Raw genomic sequence first — 16,564 nt, 5'->3', positions numbered from 1 at the left:
TGACCATGAAGGACTCCGTTAAAGCTGGGCTTGAGCAGCTCCTCACCTACCGTCTGCACGTGCTGAACAAACTTGCGGAGCGTGGCATCAGTGAGCGCTATCAAGGGAAACTCGGCGTGACCTTGCCCGAGGCGCGGGTGATTGCGTCGGTAGGATCGTTCGGACCGTTCTCGATCATGGAGTTGGCGAGACACGCTAATCTCGACAAAAGTCAGGCGAGCCGCGCGGCGGAAGCGCTGATCCAGCAAGGACTGGTTCAGCGTCAGCAGAGTGAGGAAGACGGACGGGTGGTGCTGGTCTCGCTCACAGCGGAAGGCCGGGCGCTTTATCGGAAGGTCATGCCGATTGCGCGAAAATGGAACGGCGATATGTTCGATTGCCTCGACGAACAGGAAAGGGCCGCGTTCGGGAACGCGCTCGACAGGATCATAGCGGCGATGTCGGCGCGGCAGGAGTGAGGATCGTGTCTCACGCTAGTGACAACGACTCTCCTCGCGCTAGTATTCAGCACTTTTCGCGGACCAGCCGAGCATTGCTTTTGTGAGGCAATCGCCCGTTATTAGTCACCTGGTTGCCATCACGCGCAGCCACCCGCAGCCCACTCAATCCGCACTGTGTAGCACGAGCCGAAGTTCAACTTCGCGCGCACGACGTGCCGACGCGCACGCAGCGCTCGCGCCGCCAGGTAACCCCTAATACGGCGGCACTCCCGTTCCGCAAACACGAATCAGCCCTTCACATCACCGGCTTCATCGGCGGCGGTCGCGGCGCTATCGCTGGCCGTCGCGCTCATTGTTCCTGCGCCGTTGGCCAGACCTCCCTGCGCGTCGGCCGCCCGAATGTGCGCTCCACGCGCAATCCGCCATCCGATCGCCCCAAGTGAACCAACGGCCAGCAGCAATGCCGCCCACAATAAATAACCACGCGACGCGTCCGGAGCGCTAGCGATCAACTGCGCGCTCGCCGGATGCGCCACAGACGTTTCGTCATTCAGTCGCGCAACGCCTGGTACCGACGACGCGCTCACAGGCAAAGTGCTGCGACTGACAACCGCTGGCAGCGCCTCCACGCGCCCCACCGCCAACGTATAAGGCGGACTCCCTTGTGCGACAAAAGTCAGCGTCGCCGGACGCCAGCCCGCCGCGACAGTCAGCGCCCCACTGCCAAGGCCGCCATTACGGGTATCGACGACCACGCGCCATTGACGGTCGGTGTCGGTCTTCAGTTCGAGCGGCGCATTGCTTTGCTCGACCGTCCCATTGTGCAGACGGAACAGCGTCGCGCTGGACACCTCGCGCCACGGCTTGTCCAGCCCGGTTCGCGAATAAATGATGGCGGACACCACCGTATTAGGCTGCGGCAAAGTCAGCCGCAGGCGGTCGACGGGATACGAGCCGCCCGTCGCGAAGAAGTACTCGCCCGGCTTCAGGCTCGTGTGGGCGACGATTCCTTCTTTCCACTCCCGCTGTGTGCCAGCGGTCTGGGCGGACCCGGCGCCGACAGGCTGGATTTCCATGTCCATCGAATCGACATACGGTGCGCCGTCGAGCCAGTGAAGACGCAGATATCGCGCGTGCGCTCCACTCAGTTCGATACGGTCCTGGCTCAGCGTGCTGCCGTTGTAGTTGACCTTGAGCAATTGCGCATCGCCGGCAGGCTGCCAGTGACGCAGATCGTCGCTGACTTCGACGGTGACGCGCCCCTGGAAGTTGTCGTCGCGCAGATGGACAACCAACGCGTCGACCTGGGTTGTCCGCGATACGCGTCCGAGGTCGATCAGGTCCAGTTCGTGTTGAGCGCGGGGCGGCGGAGCGGCGGTCGCCCGCAACGATCCGTCCGCCGCGATCGCCACTCCGGCCGGCATGCCGCTGCTGCCGGCCGGGGCCGGCGCAAGCGGGAACCACCCTACCGAACGCGTTCTGGACGGGGTGCGTGCGACCGCGCGCGGCGCGTCGAGCGAGTACGGCACTGTATCGCCGGTGCTATTGAATATGCGGATGTCGCCGAGATCGCTGCGCTGGCTGGCGGCGTAGACGATCGCCGGCAACGTCATGCTGTAGGACGACGCGGCGGCGTCATCGAGTTGAAGCGTGAAATGCTTCGCGAAATCGCGCTGCGCAAAGCTGTCGGCCGCGACCGCGGGCAGAGCAAGCCCCACGGACGCAATGGCAAAACACCAGCCGGTGAATTTCAAAACATGCTTCATTGCCAGGTTTCCAGAACCACATTGTTGAGCGGCACGAGATGCCGCCAGTGAGCGGAAACATCCCGCGCCGAAAAAAGGCGCGATCCGTGTCATACCAGCCGGTTATGACAAGTCGAACAAAAATGGATAAGAGCCGCGTGCTGCCGATCACCCTGAACGTCCGGATCATCGTGCCCAGCGTATGCCCTGCAGGTTATCCAGAATACCGAAACTGGGAGATTCCGGAGTATTGCGCACATGCGTTTTTGAATCCGCGCGACTGACCCGCCTGAACCGCAATGCCATGTTTGCCGGACAAGGCAAAGTGCCTCGTATCGCGATGCGTTGCCAACCATGTCAAAATTCGGGATTGGCCACCGAGCCTTCACTCTCCACTTTTCATTCAAGGAAGCTTCTGTGGACATCAACAAACAGGTTGCAGCGCTCACCGCTTCGGAACTCCAGACCGCCGGCGCAAGCCAGGCGACGGCGATTGCCGTTAGCGTGCTGCTGCGCCACCTCCGCTCGCCCGAACTGGTGAAGCTTTTGTCGTCGGCATTTGAAAACCACCAGGCGGTCATGCTGCAAACGCCGTGGCCGGAGCCGATGCTCCAGGCCTTCGAGTCGACCCGCCGTTTTCTCGAAGGGGCAGCCCAAGCGGAACTGCCGGGTTCGCCCTCTGCGTCTGCGGCCCAGCCCGACGCGCCGGCCGCATGAACCAGGCCCCGGGCGACCATGGGCCCGGCGTACGAAGCAAAAATAGACGAAAACAAAAAACCCCGTCAGTCCAAAGACTTAACGGGGTTTTTCGCTTTAAATAATGGTGCGAGGGAGGGGACTCGAACCCCTACACCCTTGCGGGCGTCAGGACCTAAACCTGGTGCGTCTACCAATTTCGCCACCCTCGCAGCCGGGTGAGCCGAAGTGCGTTCACCCGATGTCCTGCCTGCTTCCAGCCGCGTCAAAAACCTGCGTCCGAAAGCGTAAGCGCGAGATTCTAACCGATTGATTCGCACTTGTCTGCATCTGCGGCGTCCTTCAATCCATCGCCGATGCTACAATTTTTGGCTCGACGCACGGCCTTCCGTGTCAGCCTTCTTCGCCTGCCTTTCCCCACGACGCCAATCCAGTGAATTTCGACGAATATTGCCAGCAGAAAGCGGCGCCCCCAGGATCGAGCACTTACTACGCGCTTCGGCAGGCGCCCGCGAAAAGTCAGCCACTTCTGACCGCGCTGTTCGCATTGCGCCGCGAGTTCGAGGAAACGGTCAAGGAAACCAGCGATCCGACCATCGGTCGCACCAAGCTCGCGTGGTGGCAAAACGAGATCGCCGCGCTGGCTTCGGGCTCGCCATCGCATCCGGTTGCCAAGGCGCTGGAGGCCTATCTGCCCGACGCGAAAGCGGAATATCCGGAGTTGCAGGCGTTGCTTTCCGGCTTCGAAATGGACCTCGACCAGGCGCGCTACCTCGACTATCCGAATCTGAAGCGCTATGTGGCAAGCGTTGGAGGCACGTTCGCGGCGCTGGTCGCGCGCGTCACGGCGAAAGACGCCGAGCATTCGTCCGACTGGGCCGCGCCGCTGGGCGATGCGCTGCTGCTTGCGCAATGCGTCGCCGAAACCGGAAATGATGCGCGGCACGGGCGCATCTATATTCCGATCGACGAAATGCAGCGCTATAACGTCACTGCCGCCGATCTGATCAACCGAAAATATTCCGACGCGTTCACCGAGCTAATGCGCTTCGAGACCACTCGAGCGCGCACGGCGTTGCATACGGCGCTTGACGCAATACCCCGTGGCGAGCGTCGTTCGCAGCGGACGCTGCTTGCGCTGGCCGCGTTGGCGTTGGCGCTGCTGGATGAAATCGAGCGCGACGGCTATAAGGTTTTGCATCAGCGGATTGCGTTGACGCCGATCCGCAAACTATGGATTGCGTGGCGGGCGAAATAGACGCGTTCGCAACGGTGGGATAACGGCCGCTGCGCGTCGAGAATGTTTTGCTGCAACTCGCACACGACAACCAGTGCCGCCCCTCACCTCGTCACACCCGCAACAACGGCAACGGCTCAAACCTCTGCTGCAAAATCTCCGACGCATCCAGCCCCCACCAGGGCCCAAGCACCGTCGCATAGAGCTGCCGAAAATCCACCCCGACCGGCAAATTACCGTTCCCGTCGAGCCGCGCGAGTACCGGCGCGACGCCGTGCAAACCGCCTCGCACGCGCCCGCCCATGACGAATTGCGGCGCGACGGTACCGTGATCGGTGCCTTGACTCTGATTCTCACGCGGACGTCGCCCGAACTCTGCGTATGTCATCACCAGCGTCTCGTTCCAGCGGCCAAGCTCGACGAGCGCCGACTTCATCGCCGCGAATCCGTCCGCAAACTGCTTGAGCAACGCGGCCTGCTGCCCCGGCTGATTCTGATGCGTGTCGAAGCCATTCAGCGTCAGACGGATCACGGCGACGCCCTGCCCGCTTCGCGGTTGCGCTTGCGGGGTGTCACCGGCAGCCAGCACCTGCATCGCCGTTTTGATCGAATTGCCGAACGCTCCACCGGGAAACACGGTTTTTAACTGCACATTATTTTGCGTGGGACGCAGCCGGTCGGCCGCTTTCACGATGTCGTTTTCGACGTCGAGAATATGGGCCAACTCGGGGTTGCGTTCATGCAGAGACACGGGCGTGGCAAGTCTCGACGACTTGATGAACTGGGTTGGGTTGACCAGCGCGATCGCGCGCGCGCCATTCGCGAACGGCCCCATTTCAGCGCTGCCGATCACCACGCCGTCTGCGGCAAAACCGGTGGGCACGGGCGCCTGCGCAAACGTTCGCGTCAGCCAGCCCTCACGTAAATATTGGTCGGAGCGCGACGCGGTGTCCCATATCTCGATCGAACGAAAGTGCGACAGGTTCGGCTGCGCGTAGCTGACGCCCTGCACGATCGCCAGTTGCCCGCTTTGCCATAGCGGCATCAGCGGCAGCAGCGACGGATGCAGCGCGGTGCGCTCGTCGAGTTGAATCGCCTGCCCGCGTTTGATGCCGATGTTCCGGCGCAATTCGTAATACGCGGGATCGGCAAACGGGATCACAGTGTTCAAGCCGTCGTTGCCGCCTTTCAGTTCGACGAGGATCAGCAGGTTGTCGTAGCCGTTGGCCGAAGCCCCATCCGCCAACGCCGTCTGCGCGCCGAACGCCCGGGGCAACCATAGCGTTGCGCCGGCAGCTGCGCTCGTCGAAAGAAAGCTACGTCGATTCATCCTGTACCTCGTTTTTCTTGTAACGACCGGGATTATTTCAACTGATAAGCCGGGTCCATCAGCAATGCTTCCAGGTAGGCGCTCGCGGTCGAATCCGTTTCGATTGCGTCCACCGGCGTGAACGGCAGGACTGCATGCTGCAACTGAAGCTCGGCCGACAACCCGGGCCTCGCAGCAGGCGCAGTGTTGTACGGCGCGAGCCATGTGTCGACGTCAAAGCGTACGCCACCTCGCGCGCTTTTTGCTGTTGCCATGACGCGTTGCATCGGCGGACTCGTCTGCATGGCGGCGGCTGCGCCGCTCGCCGCGAATGTCGCGTTCGCAGGGCGACCCGGCTGCCCCGTGCGCATCGGCGCGGCTTCGGTCGCGCGAAACAGTTGCTCGACGAATTGCTTGCGTGCAAGCAGCGTCGAGCTATTGATCCAGGTCGTGCCGCCCGGCCATCCTTTGACGTTCGGCGCAGCGAACAGGTTCTCGCCGAGCACGCGCATCTGCGCGGCGAAGGCGCCGGTACTGTCGTAGCCAACATCGAACGCCCGCAAGGTCCCGACCACGAACTCCGCCGGCGATTTCACGAGGACGCCGCGATTGCTGTCGTCCCAGAATGCGTCGCTCAGAAATAGTCCGCGCAGTGCGACCGCGATCTCGTAATGGCTGGCGCGAAACTGCTCGGCGATCGGCGCGATGCGAGCGGGGTCAGGCGTTTCGGAGACGAATTCGCGCCATAGCTTCGTGGTCACGAAAGTGGCCGTTTCCGGACGTGCGAGCAGGATGTCCAGCACCTGATCGCCATCGAACCGACCGGTTTGGCCGAGCACGGTTTTATCGCCGTCGTCGTGCTGATTCGCGCGCCACACGTAAGCCTGCGTGTCGGGATCGAGGCTCCAGCCCGTATAAGCGCGCGCCGCCTCTGACACATCGCGCTGCGTGTAAGGGCCTTCGCCCAGCGTGAACAGTTCCATCACTTCGCGCGCGAAATTCTCGTTGGGCCGGCCCTTGCGATTGCTTGCTCCGTCGAGGTAATGCAGCATTGCCGGATCTTTCGCGACTTCGTGCAGCAAGTCTGCGAAATTTCCCAGCGCGTCGCGGCGCAACAGCATGTTTTGCTGCGCCATCTGCTGCGGATACGGAACCTTGTCCTGCGCGGACGTGAAGTGGTTATGCCAGAACAGCGTCATACGCTCGGTGAGCGGCGAAGGCGTCGCCAACATCTCGCGAACCCACCACGCGCGTAATAGTTCGTAACGCTGTCTACGCAGACTTTGCTCGTCGCGACGCTGATCGACAGTCCACGTCTGGCGCGCTTCTCGTGTCGGGATGGGTTCGAACACCCAGTCGGGAGATGGCGTGACGGCTTCGGTTCGCGCTGTCGCGAACACCTTGTCGACGGCCTGCTGCCGGGTAAGTCCGACGTATTGCGCAGCCTCGGTGCGATCTGGCTCAAAGCCGATTCGCGTGAGGAAAAAGCGCGCATCATCGGCATCGAGGATGGTCTGCTCGCTGGCCGTAGCTGACGACGTGGCGGCCGTCCTCGCTACCGGTCGATGCCTCACATGCGCAGTTGAAGTTGCCCCTTGCTGCGCGGCTGAAACCGACGAATCGCGAGGCAACGCTGCGCCCAAGGCGACATTCGACACCATGGCAGAGACTACAAACCATCGCCCGCGATTACCGTGCGCCCGCAGTTTCATCGACTACCTCCTCGCAGCATGACGCCACGCAAAGACGCGTTGACGCGGCAATACAAGTATTGCTCTAACGCCTCAACGGCAGGCTGCGCGGGAAAGTTGACTATGGAGTTGAAACAGGATGTCTCACGCGAAGAAGGTGCGCGAGTGATGTGCCCGGTGTCAGGCACGGAAATAGCTACCGCTTGTAGAGCTCACGGACAGCATCTTCGATATGCTGCCGCAATAGACGTCGTTCGTCGGGCGTCATATGACCATCACGACGACGTTGATCAAGATCGGGGGGAACTGCCGTGCGCAACATTGCGTCTGATGCAGGACGTTCGTCGCTATTCAGATTGTGGCGGCTTGAACGCGGGTTGCCTGATCTAGGCGCGCGCTCACTCGCAGCTCTGTCGGCGGAAGGCTGGGCATGGGCGAGCGTGGGTACCAGTGAGCCTGCGAGCGTACCGGCTACTGCCAGTGCAATGACGCTCAGGCGCACATTTGGCCAAACCCCTCCCTTCATGTTGTTCCCTTCGTGGCGCGGCAACCGGCTACCTCAAATGCGTATACAGACCCCGGTAACGAGCCGGGTGCGAGAGTGTTAGTCGAGTGAAGTATCCACCGAACAGCCGCATTCAGTAAAGGAGTCTACCTGCCCCTGCTTTACGTCGTGCCACAGTCCGGGTAAATTTTGTAACTGACTGTAACCCCAGAAATGATGCGACCGCGCACCACTTTCTAATCGCGCTAAGATGCCGACCATGGAAACCAAAAACCCTTCGAAAATCCTCGTCGTCGACGACGATCCGCGCCTGCGCGATCTGCTGCGCCGTTACCTCGGCGAACAGGGCTTCAATGTCTACGTTGCCGAAAACGCGCCGTCCATGAACAAGCTGTGGGTGCGTGAGCGCTTCGACCTGCTGGTGCTCGATCTGATGCTGCCAGGCGAAGACGGCCTGTCGATCTGCCGCCGTCTGCGCGGCAGCAACGACCGCACGCCGATCATCATGCTGACGGCCAAGGGTGAAGATGTCGATCGTATTGTCGGGCTCGAAATGGGTGCCGACGACTATCTGCCCAAGCCATTCAATCCGCGCGAACTGGTCGCGCGAATTCACGCGGTGCTGCGCCGCCAGTCGCCGTCCGAATTGCCGGGTGCACCGTCTGAAACCACCGAGGTGTTCGAGTTCGGCGAATTCGCGCTCAATCTCGCTACCCGCACGCTCACCAAGGCCGGCCAGGAAATTCCGCTGACCACGGGCGAGTTTTCCGTGCTCAAGGTCTTCGCGCGTCATCCGCGTCAGCCGCTGTCGCGCGAAAAGCTGATGGAGCTTGCGCGCGGCCGTGAGTACGAAGTGTTCGACCGCAGTCTCGATGTGCAGATCTCGCGTCTGCGCAAGCTGATCGAACCGGACCCGGGCAGCCCGCGCTTCATTCAGACCGTGTGGGGTCTGGGCTACGTCTTCATCCCCGACGGTGCGGCCTGAGTTTGCACTCACCTCATGTGTCGACCCGAGTTGGCGCTTTAGCGCTTACTCGGGTCCCATGCAAAGCGTCGACCCGAGTTGGCGCTTTCCCCTTACCCGGGTATCACGCATCGCGTCGGCCAGAGCCAGCGCTTCGGCACCCGCTCTGGCCTCGTGCAAAATAGTTGCTGTCTTTGATCTCAAATAAGAAGGGCCCATGCGGATCGACCGGCGCCTCCTGACGCTCGCGTTCGGCGGCCTTTTCTGGCGGACCTTTCTGTTGATCGCATTGCTGATCGCAGTCAGTCTCGCCGCCTGGTTCCAGAGCTTTCGCGTGATCGAACGCGAGCCGCGCGCACAGCGCGTGGCGCTTCAGCTCGTCGCCATCGTCAAGCTTACGCGCACCGCGCTCCTTTATTCCGACCCGGATCTGCGGCGCGCGCTGCTGCAGGATCTGGAGAGTAACGAAGGCGTGCGGGTGTATCCGCGTGAAGCTAACGACAAATACAAGCTCCAGCCCGACGAGTCGCTGAATCGCCTGATCGAACACGACATTCGTGGGCGCCTCGGCGACGACACCGTCATCGCGCAGAGCGTGAACGACATCAACGGTGTCTGGATCAGCTTCAAGATCGACGACGACGATTACTGGGTCGCGCTCGATCGCGATCAGCTCGACAACGCGACCGGTCTGCAATGGGCCGGCTGGGGCGTGTTCGCTTTGGCGCTGTCGCTATTCGGGGCGGCGTTTATCACGAGTCTCGTGAACCGTCCGTTTGCGCGGCTAGCGATGGCCGCACGCAAGGTCGGCTCGGGTCAATCGCCGGAACTGCTGCCCGAACGGGGCATGGGCGTGGCCGCTGAGACCAACCGAAGCTTCAACCAGATGGTGCAGGACCTCGAACAACTCGAGGCCGACCGCGCTCTGATGCTCGCAGGTATTTCGCACGATCTGCGCACTCCGCTCGCGCGTCTGCGGCTCGAAACCGAAATGAGTCCGTCCGATCAGAGCACCAAAGACGCGATGGTCGACGACATCGAGCAGATGGATATGATCATCGGCCGCTTCCTCGACTACGCTCGCCCGGTGCAGCGTGTGCCGGAGCCGGTCGATCTGTCGGTGATCGCGGGCGAACTGGCCGCGCGTATGCAAAGCGAGGACAGCATGCGGCTGATTACCCGGCTCGCGCCGTCGGCGGTCATCGAGGCAGATGAAACCGACATGCGCCGCGTGGTCGGCAATCTGCTGGAAAATGCGCGCAAATATGGGCTGAGCGATGGCGACGGCATTCCGCATGTGATTCTGGAAACGCGCGTGTCGCATTCCCGTGTCGAACTGTCGGTGGTCGATGAGGGTCCTGGCATTCCAGAAGACCAGCTAGCGCTTGTCACACGGCCGTTCTATCGTGTGAATTCGGCGCGTACGCAAGCCAACGGCACGGGCCTTGGCATGGCGATTGTACAGAGGCTGGTAGGTCGCTATCGCGGTGCATTGCGCCTGCGCAATCGCACGCCAGGACCGGGACTCGAAGTCACCATCGAGTTTCCACTCGCCAAGGGCACGTGACCGGGACGGGCATCCCTATGCCCGTTCGCGTTCCAAATCAGCCGCTTCGCGTTGAATAATAACTATCCGGGTTGTTAGAAAAAAACTATTGGTCGGATAGTCCAATAGAACTATAGTGGTTCGGTGTAACGCGCTCGTTATCACGGGCAGGTAGCCTCAACATGCTGTTTTTTCCAACACACGAAGGAGCATTCGCATGAAAACCGTTGGCGATAAAGTCGAAGCGTTCACCGTTACCGCTGCCAAGCCGGGCTTCAACAATCATGAAGAAAACGGCTCGTCGGCGTTCGAAGAAATCACCGAGCAGTCGTTCCCTGGCAAGTGGAAGATCATCTACTTCTACCCGAAGGATTTCACCTTCGTGTGCCCGACGGAAATCGTCGAATTCGGCAAGCTTGCTAAAGACTTCGAAGAACGCGATGCGATCCTGCTGGGCGGCAGCGTCGACAATGAATTCGTGAAGCTGGCCTGGCGCCGCGAACACAAGGATCTCGACAAGCTGAACCACTACTCGTTCGGCGACGTGAAAGGCGAGCTGATCGACCAGCTGGGCGTGCGCGACAAGGAAGCCGGCGTCGCGCTGCGCGCCACTTTCATCGTCGACCCTGACAATACGATCCAGCACGTGTCGGTGAATAACCTGAACGTGGGCCGCAATCCCGAGGAAGTCCTGCGTATTCTGGACGGCCTGCAAACGGACGAACTCTGTCCTTGCAACCGCGCAGTCGGCGGCGCAACGCTGTAACGCCGTGCGCTCAGACGCCCGAAAGCCCGCCTCGCTTGCAAAAGCCGCGGGCTTTTTTGTCGACCATCCGATAGGAGATGCTAATGGAATTCCTGGCTTCGATTAAGGCGCTCGTGCCGGACTATGCGAAGGACATCCGGTTGAACCTGGACGGGACGATTGCGCGCTCATCGCTCGAAGGAAACGACTCGGTGGGCGTGGCGCTGGCGGCCGCGTTCGCCGCGAAGAGCACGGTTATCGTCGACGCGATTCGCAACGCGGGCGTATTGTCGCCGGAAGAAACCAATGGCGCGCTGACGGCGGCGGCATTGATGGGGATGAACAACGTCTGGTATCCGTACGTCGAAATGACGGGCAATGCCGATCTGAAATCCCAACCGGCGCAGCTACGGATGAATGCTTACGCGTCGCACGGCGGCGTGGACAAGCGGCGCTTCGAGATGTACGCGCTGGCGGCGTCGATTATCGGCAAGTGCCATTTCTGCGTGAAATCGCACTTCGCTACGCTGGTTGCCGAAGGCATGAGTTCGACGCAGTTGCGTGACGTCGGACGCATTGCAGCGGTGATCAACGCGACCGCGCAATGCATTGCTGCAGAAGGAAAATAACTCATCGGTTTTGTTTCCTTCGGGTGCCCGAAGGAAACAAAGCCCGAAGATCAATTCTTAACGAGCAACACCGCAGCCTGCGCTTCGATCCCCTCGCCTCTGCCCAGATAGCCGAGCTTCTCGTTCGTCTTGGCTTTCACATTCACCCGATCGACCGGCAGCCCAAGATCCGCAGCGATATTCGCGCGCATGCCTTCGATATGCGGCGCGAGCTTCGGCGCCTGCGCGACCACGCTGCTGTCCACGTTGGCAATCGAGAAGCCCGCCGCCGTCACGCGTGCGACGCATTCGCGCAGCAGCACGCGGCTGTCGGCGCCCGCGAATTTTGCGTCGGTGTCCGAGAAATGACGGCCGATGTCGCCCATCGCGGCCGCGCCGAACAGCGCGTCGGTGATCGCGTGCAGCAGCACGTCGGCATCCGAATGGCCGAGCAGGCCGCGCTCATAAGGAATCGTCACCCCGCCGATAATCAACGGACGTCCCGGCACCAACGCATGCACGTCATACCCTTGCCCAATTCTGAAATCCATATGCGTCAAGTCCTTAAGTCCGCTAGCTAAAATTGAAATGCGTCACGCAGCCGATGGCCGCGACAGAATCGCCTCGGCCAGATCGAAGTCTTCCGGATACGTCACCTTGAAGTTGCGCAATGCGCCCTGCACGAGCTTAGGCGCGTGGCCCAGCCATTCGATTGCGCTCGCCTCGTCGGTCAGATCGTGACCGTCGGCCTGGGCGCGCAGAATCGCTTCACGCAACATGCCGATGCGGAACATCTGCGGCGTCTGCGCCTGCCACAAGCCGTCGCGTGCTTCGGTACGGGCGATGCGGCCGTCGTGCGACGTCGCGTCGATCCGCTTCAGCGTGTCGGCGACCGGCAACGCCATGATGCCGCCCACCGGATCGTCTTTCAGCGCGCCGGTCAGCGTGCGGATCAGCGCGGGCGTGATGCCGGGACGCGCGGCGTCGTGCACCAGCACCCAGTCGTCGTCGTGCGCGCCGAAGCCGGCGAGCGCATGCAGTCCGTTGAGCACCGACGCCTGCCGCGACGCGCCGCCGGAGCGGCTGACCGCAAAGCGCAAGCCACCAAAGCGGCGGGCATCGAAGTGAGTGTCGTCGGGCGCGATCACGACCAGCGTTTGCGCAAATTCGCTGCACGCGTCGAACGCGGCGAGCGAGTAATGCAACATGTCGCGGCCGGCGACAGTGCGATATTGTTTGGGCATCGCGGCGCCGGAACGGCTGCCGGTGCCAGCGCACGGAATCAGGGCAAAAAGACGGGAAGTCACGAGTGCGGATGCCGCGAAGTCAAAGTAAAGGACGGATTTTATAATAGGTCTTTCGCATTCACGGCCCGAGACGCTTAAACTTCCCCAATTCGCTTGTCCATTCGCTTGCTCAGCCGCTTGCCAATTTGCCTGTCGATTCGCTCGCCAATGCGGCTTGCCGATCACGCGTGAGCCAGAGGCCGCCTTTTCTCATCTATGCCAGACATCGCCGCATCTTCGCAGTTCTCTCCGCCCGTCGCGCTCGTCAAGGCCGGCCAGCGCTTTGCTTTCGACGGCACGCATGGTTCGTCCGACGCGCTGCTGATCGCCCGCTATCACCTCGCCTACCGCGACAAGGTGCCGCTGCTGGCGGTCGTCTGCGAAAGCGCGGTCGATGCGCAGCGTCTGTCGCAGGAAATCGGCTTCTTCGCGCCCGACGCGCGGGTGCGCCTGCTGCCCGACTGGGAAACGCTCCCTTACGATACCTTTTCGCCGCACCAGGATCTGGTCTCGGAGCGCCTCGCCACGCTGCACGACTTGGGCGAAGGCCGTTGCGACATCCTGCTGGTGCCCGCCACCACGGCGCTCTACAGGATGCCGCCCGCGTCGTTTCTGGCGGCCTACACGTTTTCATTCGCGCAGGGCGAACGGCTCGACGAGGCGAAGTTCAAGGCCCAGCTCACGCTCGCCGGCTATGAACACGTCAGCCAGGTCGTGCGGCCTGGTGAATATTGTGTACGCGGCTCGCTGCTCGACCTGTTCCCGATGGGCTCGCCGCTGCCTTACCGGATCGACCTGTTCGACGACCAGGTCGACTCGATCCGCGCATTCGATCCCGACACGCAGCGCAGCCTCTATCCCGTGAAAGACGTGCGCCTGCTGCCCGGCCGCGAATTCCCGTTCGATGAAGCCGCGCGCACCGCTTTCCGTAGCCGCTGGCGCGAGACCTTCGAGGGCGATCCGAGCCGCGCGGCGATCTATAAGGACATCGGCAACGGTGTGCCGTCGGCGGGCATCGAATATTATTTGCCGCTGTTTTTCGAAGAGACGGCAACGCTGTTCCACTACCTGCCGGAAGGCGCGCAACTCGCGTTCGTCGGCGATCTGGACGCTGCGATCCGCCGCTTCACCAACGACACGAAGCAGCGCTACAACTTCCTGTCGCATGATCGCGACCGGCCGATTCTGGAACCGGCGCGGCTGTTTCTGTCGGACACGGATTTCTTTACGTTCGCCAAGCCGTTCGCGCGGCTCGCGTTGCCCGCGAACGCAGGCGGCGGCTGGTCGACGCCTCTGCCGAATCTCGCCATCGACCGTCATGCCGACGACCCCGTGCTCGCGTTGCGCGCGTTTCTCGCCAGTACGCCAAACCGCGTGCTGTTCGCCGCGGAGTCGGCCGGACGGCGCGAAACGCTGTTGCAACTGCTCGCCGACAACCATCTGAAACCGGCATCGAGCGACAGCTTCCAGGACTGGCTCACAGGCGACTCGCGCTTCTCATTAGGCGTCGCGCCGCTCGCGAACGGCTTCGCGGTGCCGGTCGACGGCATCGCGATCATCACCGAGACCGAGCTTTACGGGCCGCTCGCGCGACGCGCGGGGCGTCGCCGCCAGGAACAGGCGAGCAACGTCGATTCGATGGTGCGCGATCTGTCCGAGCTGAAAGTCGGCGATCCGGTCGTGCATTCGCAGCACGGCATTGGCCGCTACATGGGCCTCGTCACGATGGACCTCGGCGAAGGCGAAACCGAGTTCCTGCACCTCGAATACTCCGGCGACAGCAAGCTCTACGTGCCGGTCGCGCAACTTCACGTGATCTCGCGCTACAGCGGCGCCGATCCGGAAAGCGCGCCTTTGCACTCGCTCGGATCGGGCCAGTGGGAAAAGGCCAAACGCAAGGCCGCGCAGCAGATTCGCGACACGGCCGCCGAGTTGCTGAACCTGTACGCGCGCCGTGCCGCGCGTTCCGGCCACGCGTTCCCGCTCGAACCAAAGGACTACGTGAAGTTCGCCGAGAGCTTCGGCTTCGAGGAAACGCCCGACCAGGCCGCCGCCATCGCGGCCGTGATCGGCGACATGACGAGCGGCAAGCCGATGGACCGTCTCGTGTGCGGCGACGTCGGCTTCGGCAAGACCGAGGTGGCGTTGCGCGCGGCATTCATTGCGGTGATGGGCGGCAAGCAGGTTGCACTGCTCTCGCCCACCACGCTGCTCGCCGAACAGCACACGCAAACCTTCACCGACCGCTTCTCCGACTGGCCGGTGCGGATCGCCGAACTGTCGCGCTTCAAGTCGACCAAGGAAGTCAACGCGGCCATCGGGCAGATCAACGAAGGCACCGTCGATATCGTGATCGGCACGCACAAGCTGCTGTCGTCCGACGTGCAGTTCAAGCGGCTGGGGCTTGTGATCATCGACGAGGAACATCGTTTCGGCGTGCGTCAGAAAGAGGCGCTGAAGGCCTTGCGCGCCGAGGTCGACGTGCTCACGCTGACCGCGACGCCGATCCCGCGTACGCTCGGCATGGCGCTCGAAGGTCTGCGCGATTTCTCGGTAATCGCCACCGCGCCGCAAAAGCGGCTAGCGATCAAGACCTTCGTGCGTCGCGAAGAAGACAGCGTGATTCGCGAAGCGATGCTGCGCGAACTGAAGCGCGGCGGCCAGGTGTACTTCCTGCACAACGAAGTCGAGACGATCGAAAATCGCCGGCAGATGCTCGAAGCGCTCGTGCCTGAGGCACGTATCGCGGTCGCACACGGCCAGATGCACGAACGCGAACTCGAACGCGTGATGCGCGATTTCGTCGCTCAACGCGCCAACGTGTTGCTGTGTACGACGATTATCGAAACCGGTATCGACGTGCCGAGCGCCAACACGATCCTGATTCATCGCGCGGACAAATTCGGTCTCGCCCAATTGCACCAGTTGCGCGGACGTGTCGGCCGCTCGCATCACCAGGCGTATTCGTATTTGCTGGTGCACGATCCGCAAGGGCTGACCAAGCAGGCGCAACGCCGTCTCGAAGCAATCCAGCAGATGGAGGAACTCGGCTCCGGCTTCTATCTGGCGATGCACGACCTCGAAATTCGCGGCACGGGCGAAGTGCTCGGCGACAAGCAGTCGGGCGAAATTCACGAGATCGGTTTCCAGCTTTATACCGACATGCTGAACGACGCCGTGAAGGCGCTGAAGGAAGGCAAGGAGCCGGACCTCACCGCGCCGCTCGCCGCGACGACCGAGATCAATCTGCACGCGCCCGCGATTCTGCCCGCCGACTATTGCGGCGACGTGCAGGAGCGTCTGTCGCTGTACAAGCGCCTCGCCAACTGCGAGCACAACGATTCGATCGACGGCATTCAGGAAGAGCTGATCGACCGCTTCGGCAAGTTGCCGCCGCAGGCGCATGCGCTGGTGGAAACGCATCGTTTGCGGCTCGCCGCGAAGCCGCTGGGCATTTCGAAGATCGACGCGGGTGAGACGGTGATCGGCTTGCAGTTCATCCCCAATCCGCCGATCGACGCGATGCGGATCATCGAGATGGTGCAAAAGCATAAGCACATCAAACTCGCGGGCCAGGACAAGCTGCGGATCGAAACACGCAGCCCGGATCTTGCGGTGCGTGTCGCCACGGTCAAGGAAACCTTGCGCGCACTGGGATCGCCGAGTCGCGGCACGGCGCCTGCCGCCGCGGCACGATAAGCACCCTGCCTGCTCCGGCATTGCTAACGCTGCATTAGCGATGCCGGAGAAGAAACCCGGGGACGTATAGCGTTTTTTCGTTTCATGCTGCGC

15 protein-coding genes and 1 tRNA gene are annotated in these 16,564 nt (G+C 62.0%); 9 read left to right on the top strand and 7 right to left on the bottom strand.

Translation table 11 applies throughout. From position 1 onward, the window contains the following. Positions 1 to 5 precede the first annotated feature (5 nt). Entirely contained in the window at positions 6 to 458 is a 453-nt protein-coding gene (locus BLS41_RS08780; protein ID WP_074766393.1) for a MarR family winged helix-turn-helix transcriptional regulator, read from the top strand. A gap of 269 nt (positions 459 to 727) precedes the next feature. Here the strand turns inward: BLS41_RS08780 and BLS41_RS08775 are convergent, their stop codons facing one another. After that, entirely contained in the window at positions 728 to 2,206 is a 1,479-nt protein-coding gene (locus tag BLS41_RS08775; protein ID WP_074763945.1) for a DUF3999 domain-containing protein, read from the bottom strand. 122 nt (positions 2,207 to 2,328) lie between these two features. Between BLS41_RS08775 and BLS41_RS38955 the strand changes: the two genes are divergently transcribed. Both BLS41_RS38955 and BLS41_RS08770 read left to right on the top strand, forming a co-directional pair. After that, positions 2,329 to 2,469: a hypothetical protein gene (locus BLS41_RS38955; protein ID WP_171910211.1), complete on the top strand. Its 141-nt coding sequence runs from the start codon at positions 2,329 to 2,331 to the stop codon at positions 2,467 to 2,469. 133 nt (positions 2,470 to 2,602) lie between these two features. Further along, positions 2,603 to 2,902, top strand: a complete 300-nt coding sequence (locus BLS41_RS08770; protein ID WP_074763944.1) for a hypothetical protein — start codon at positions 2,603 to 2,605, stop codon at positions 2,900 to 2,902. 104 nt (positions 2,903 to 3,006) lie between these two features. Here BLS41_RS08770 and BLS41_RS08765 read toward each other — a convergent pair. After that, positions 3,007 to 3,093 (bottom strand) — tRNA-Leu (locus BLS41_RS08765). Positions 3,094 to 3,314: 221 nt separating this feature from the next. Here BLS41_RS08765 and BLS41_RS08760 point away from each other — a divergent pair. Next, positions 3,315 to 4,139 carry a squalene/phytoene synthase family protein gene (locus BLS41_RS08760; protein ID WP_074763943.1) on the top strand — a complete coding sequence of 275 codons (825 nt, stop codon included), beginning with the start codon at positions 3,315 to 3,317 and terminating at the stop codon, positions 4,137 to 4,139. 91 nt (positions 4,140 to 4,230) lie between these two features. Here the strand turns inward: BLS41_RS08760 and BLS41_RS08755 are convergent, their stop codons facing one another. The 3 genes from BLS41_RS08755 to BLS41_RS39535 all read right to left on the bottom strand — a co-directional run bounded on the left by BLS41_RS08755 (position 4,231) and on the right by BLS41_RS39535 (position 7,644). Continuing rightward, positions 4,231 to 5,448 carry a DUF1501 domain-containing protein gene (locus tag BLS41_RS08755; protein WP_074763942.1) on the bottom strand — a complete coding sequence of 406 codons (1,218 nt, stop codon included), beginning with the start codon at positions 5,446 to 5,448 and terminating at the stop codon, positions 4,231 to 4,233. Between the two features lie 32 nt (positions 5,449 to 5,480). After that, the gene (locus tag BLS41_RS08750) at positions 5,481 to 7,139 is read right to left on the bottom strand and encodes a DUF1800 domain-containing protein (protein ID WP_253189638.1); all 1,659 of its coding nucleotides are present in this window, start codon (positions 7,137 to 7,139) and stop codon (positions 5,481 to 5,483) included. A gap of 175 nt (positions 7,140 to 7,314) precedes the next feature. Beyond that, a complete protein-coding gene (locus BLS41_RS39535) occupies positions 7,315 to 7,644 on the bottom strand; it encodes a hypothetical protein (protein WP_074763941.1) in 330 nt (109 codons plus the stop codon). Positions 7,645 to 7,873: 229 nt separating this feature from the next. On the opposite strand from BLS41_RS39535, the gene ompR reads away from it, so the two are divergent. From ompR to BLS41_RS08725, 4 genes are all read left to right on the top strand, one after another. Further along, the gene (gene ompR / locus BLS41_RS08740; protein WP_006048917.1) at positions 7,874 to 8,608 is read left to right on the top strand and encodes an osmolarity response regulator transcription factor OmpR; all 735 of its coding nucleotides are present in this window, start codon (positions 7,874 to 7,876) and stop codon (positions 8,606 to 8,608) included. A gap of 196 nt (positions 8,609 to 8,804) precedes the next feature. Then, on the top strand, positions 8,805 to 10,154 hold the full coding sequence (locus BLS41_RS08735; protein WP_074763940.1) for an ATP-binding protein: 1,350 nt from the start codon (positions 8,805 to 8,807) through the stop codon (positions 10,152 to 10,154). Between the two features lie 196 nt (positions 10,155 to 10,350). Continuing rightward, a complete protein-coding gene (locus tag BLS41_RS08730) occupies positions 10,351 to 10,899 on the top strand; it encodes a peroxiredoxin (protein ID WP_074763939.1) in 549 nt (182 codons plus the stop codon). Between the two features lie 83 nt (positions 10,900 to 10,982). Then, positions 10,983 to 11,507, top strand: coding sequence for a carboxymuconolactone decarboxylase family protein (locus BLS41_RS08725; RefSeq protein WP_074763938.1), 525 nt, complete (start codon positions 10,983 to 10,985; stop codon positions 11,505 to 11,507). A gap of 50 nt (positions 11,508 to 11,557) precedes the next feature. Here BLS41_RS08725 and ispF read toward each other — a convergent pair whose 3' ends face one another. Beyond that, positions 11,558 to 12,037, bottom strand: coding sequence for a 2-C-methyl-D-erythritol 2,4-cyclodiphosphate synthase (gene ispF, locus BLS41_RS08720; RefSeq protein ID WP_074763937.1), 480 nt, complete (start codon positions 12,035 to 12,037; stop codon positions 11,558 to 11,560). A gap of 42 nt (positions 12,038 to 12,079) precedes the next feature. Next, positions 12,080 to 12,793 (bottom strand): 2-C-methyl-D-erythritol 4-phosphate cytidylyltransferase, encoded by a 714-nt coding sequence (gene ispD / locus BLS41_RS08715; protein ID WP_074763936.1) that lies wholly within the window; start codon positions 12,791 to 12,793, stop codon positions 12,080 to 12,082. Positions 12,794 to 12,988: 195 nt separating this feature from the next. Between ispD and mfd the strand changes: the two genes are divergently transcribed. Then, the gene (mfd, locus tag BLS41_RS08710) at positions 12,989 to 16,471 is read left to right on the top strand and encodes a transcription-repair coupling factor (protein WP_074763935.1); all 3,483 of its coding nucleotides are present in this window, start codon (positions 12,989 to 12,991) and stop codon (positions 16,469 to 16,471) included. Positions 16,472 to 16,564 lie beyond the last annotated feature (93 nt).

Source organism: Paraburkholderia fungorum (genome assembly GCF_900099835.1).
GTDB lineage: Bacteria > Pseudomonadota > Gammaproteobacteria > Burkholderiales > Burkholderiaceae > Paraburkholderia > Paraburkholderia fungorum_A.
The sequence above is the reverse complement of the archived record's forward strand: the minus strand, read 5'-3'. Positions and strand labels throughout refer to the sequence as shown.

Coding starts and splice junctions, on each gene's coding strand:
- BLS41_RS08775 (WP_074763945.1), bottom strand. CDS start 2,206: ATGAAGCATGTTTTGAAATTCACCGGCTGGTGTTTTGCCATTGCGTCC.
- ompR (WP_006048917.1), top strand. CDS start 7,874: ATGCCGACCATGGAAACCAAAAACCCTTCGAAAATCCTCGTCGTCGAC.
- ispF (WP_074763937.1), bottom strand. CDS start 12,037: ATGGATTTCAGAATTGGGCAAGGGTATGACGTGCATGCGTTGGTGCCG.
- BLS41_RS38955 (WP_171910211.1), top strand. CDS start 2,329: ATGGATAAGAGCCGCGTGCTGCCGATCACCCTGAACGTCCGGATCATC.
- BLS41_RS08780 (WP_074766393.1), top strand. CDS start 6: ATGAAGGACTCCGTTAAAGCTGGGCTTGAGCAGCTCCTCACCTACCGT.
- BLS41_RS39535 (WP_074763941.1), bottom strand. CDS start 7,644: ATGAAGGGAGGGGTTTGGCCAAATGTGCGCCTGAGCGTCATTGCACTG.
- BLS41_RS08755 (WP_074763942.1), bottom strand. CDS start 5,448: ATGAATCGACGTAGCTTTCTTTCGACGAGCGCAGCTGCCGGCGCAACG.
- mfd (WP_074763935.1), top strand. CDS start 12,989: ATGCCAGACATCGCCGCATCTTCGCAGTTCTCTCCGCCCGTCGCGCTC.
- BLS41_RS08735 (WP_074763940.1), top strand. CDS start 8,805: ATGCGGATCGACCGGCGCCTCCTGACGCTCGCGTTCGGCGGCCTTTTC.
- BLS41_RS08750 (WP_253189638.1), bottom strand. CDS start 7,139: ATGAAACTGCGGGCGCACGGTAATCGCGGGCGATGGTTTGTAGTCTCT.
- BLS41_RS08725 (WP_074763938.1), top strand. CDS start 10,983: ATGGAATTCCTGGCTTCGATTAAGGCGCTCGTGCCGGACTATGCGAAG.
- BLS41_RS08730 (WP_074763939.1), top strand. CDS start 10,351: ATGAAAACCGTTGGCGATAAAGTCGAAGCGTTCACCGTTACCGCTGCC.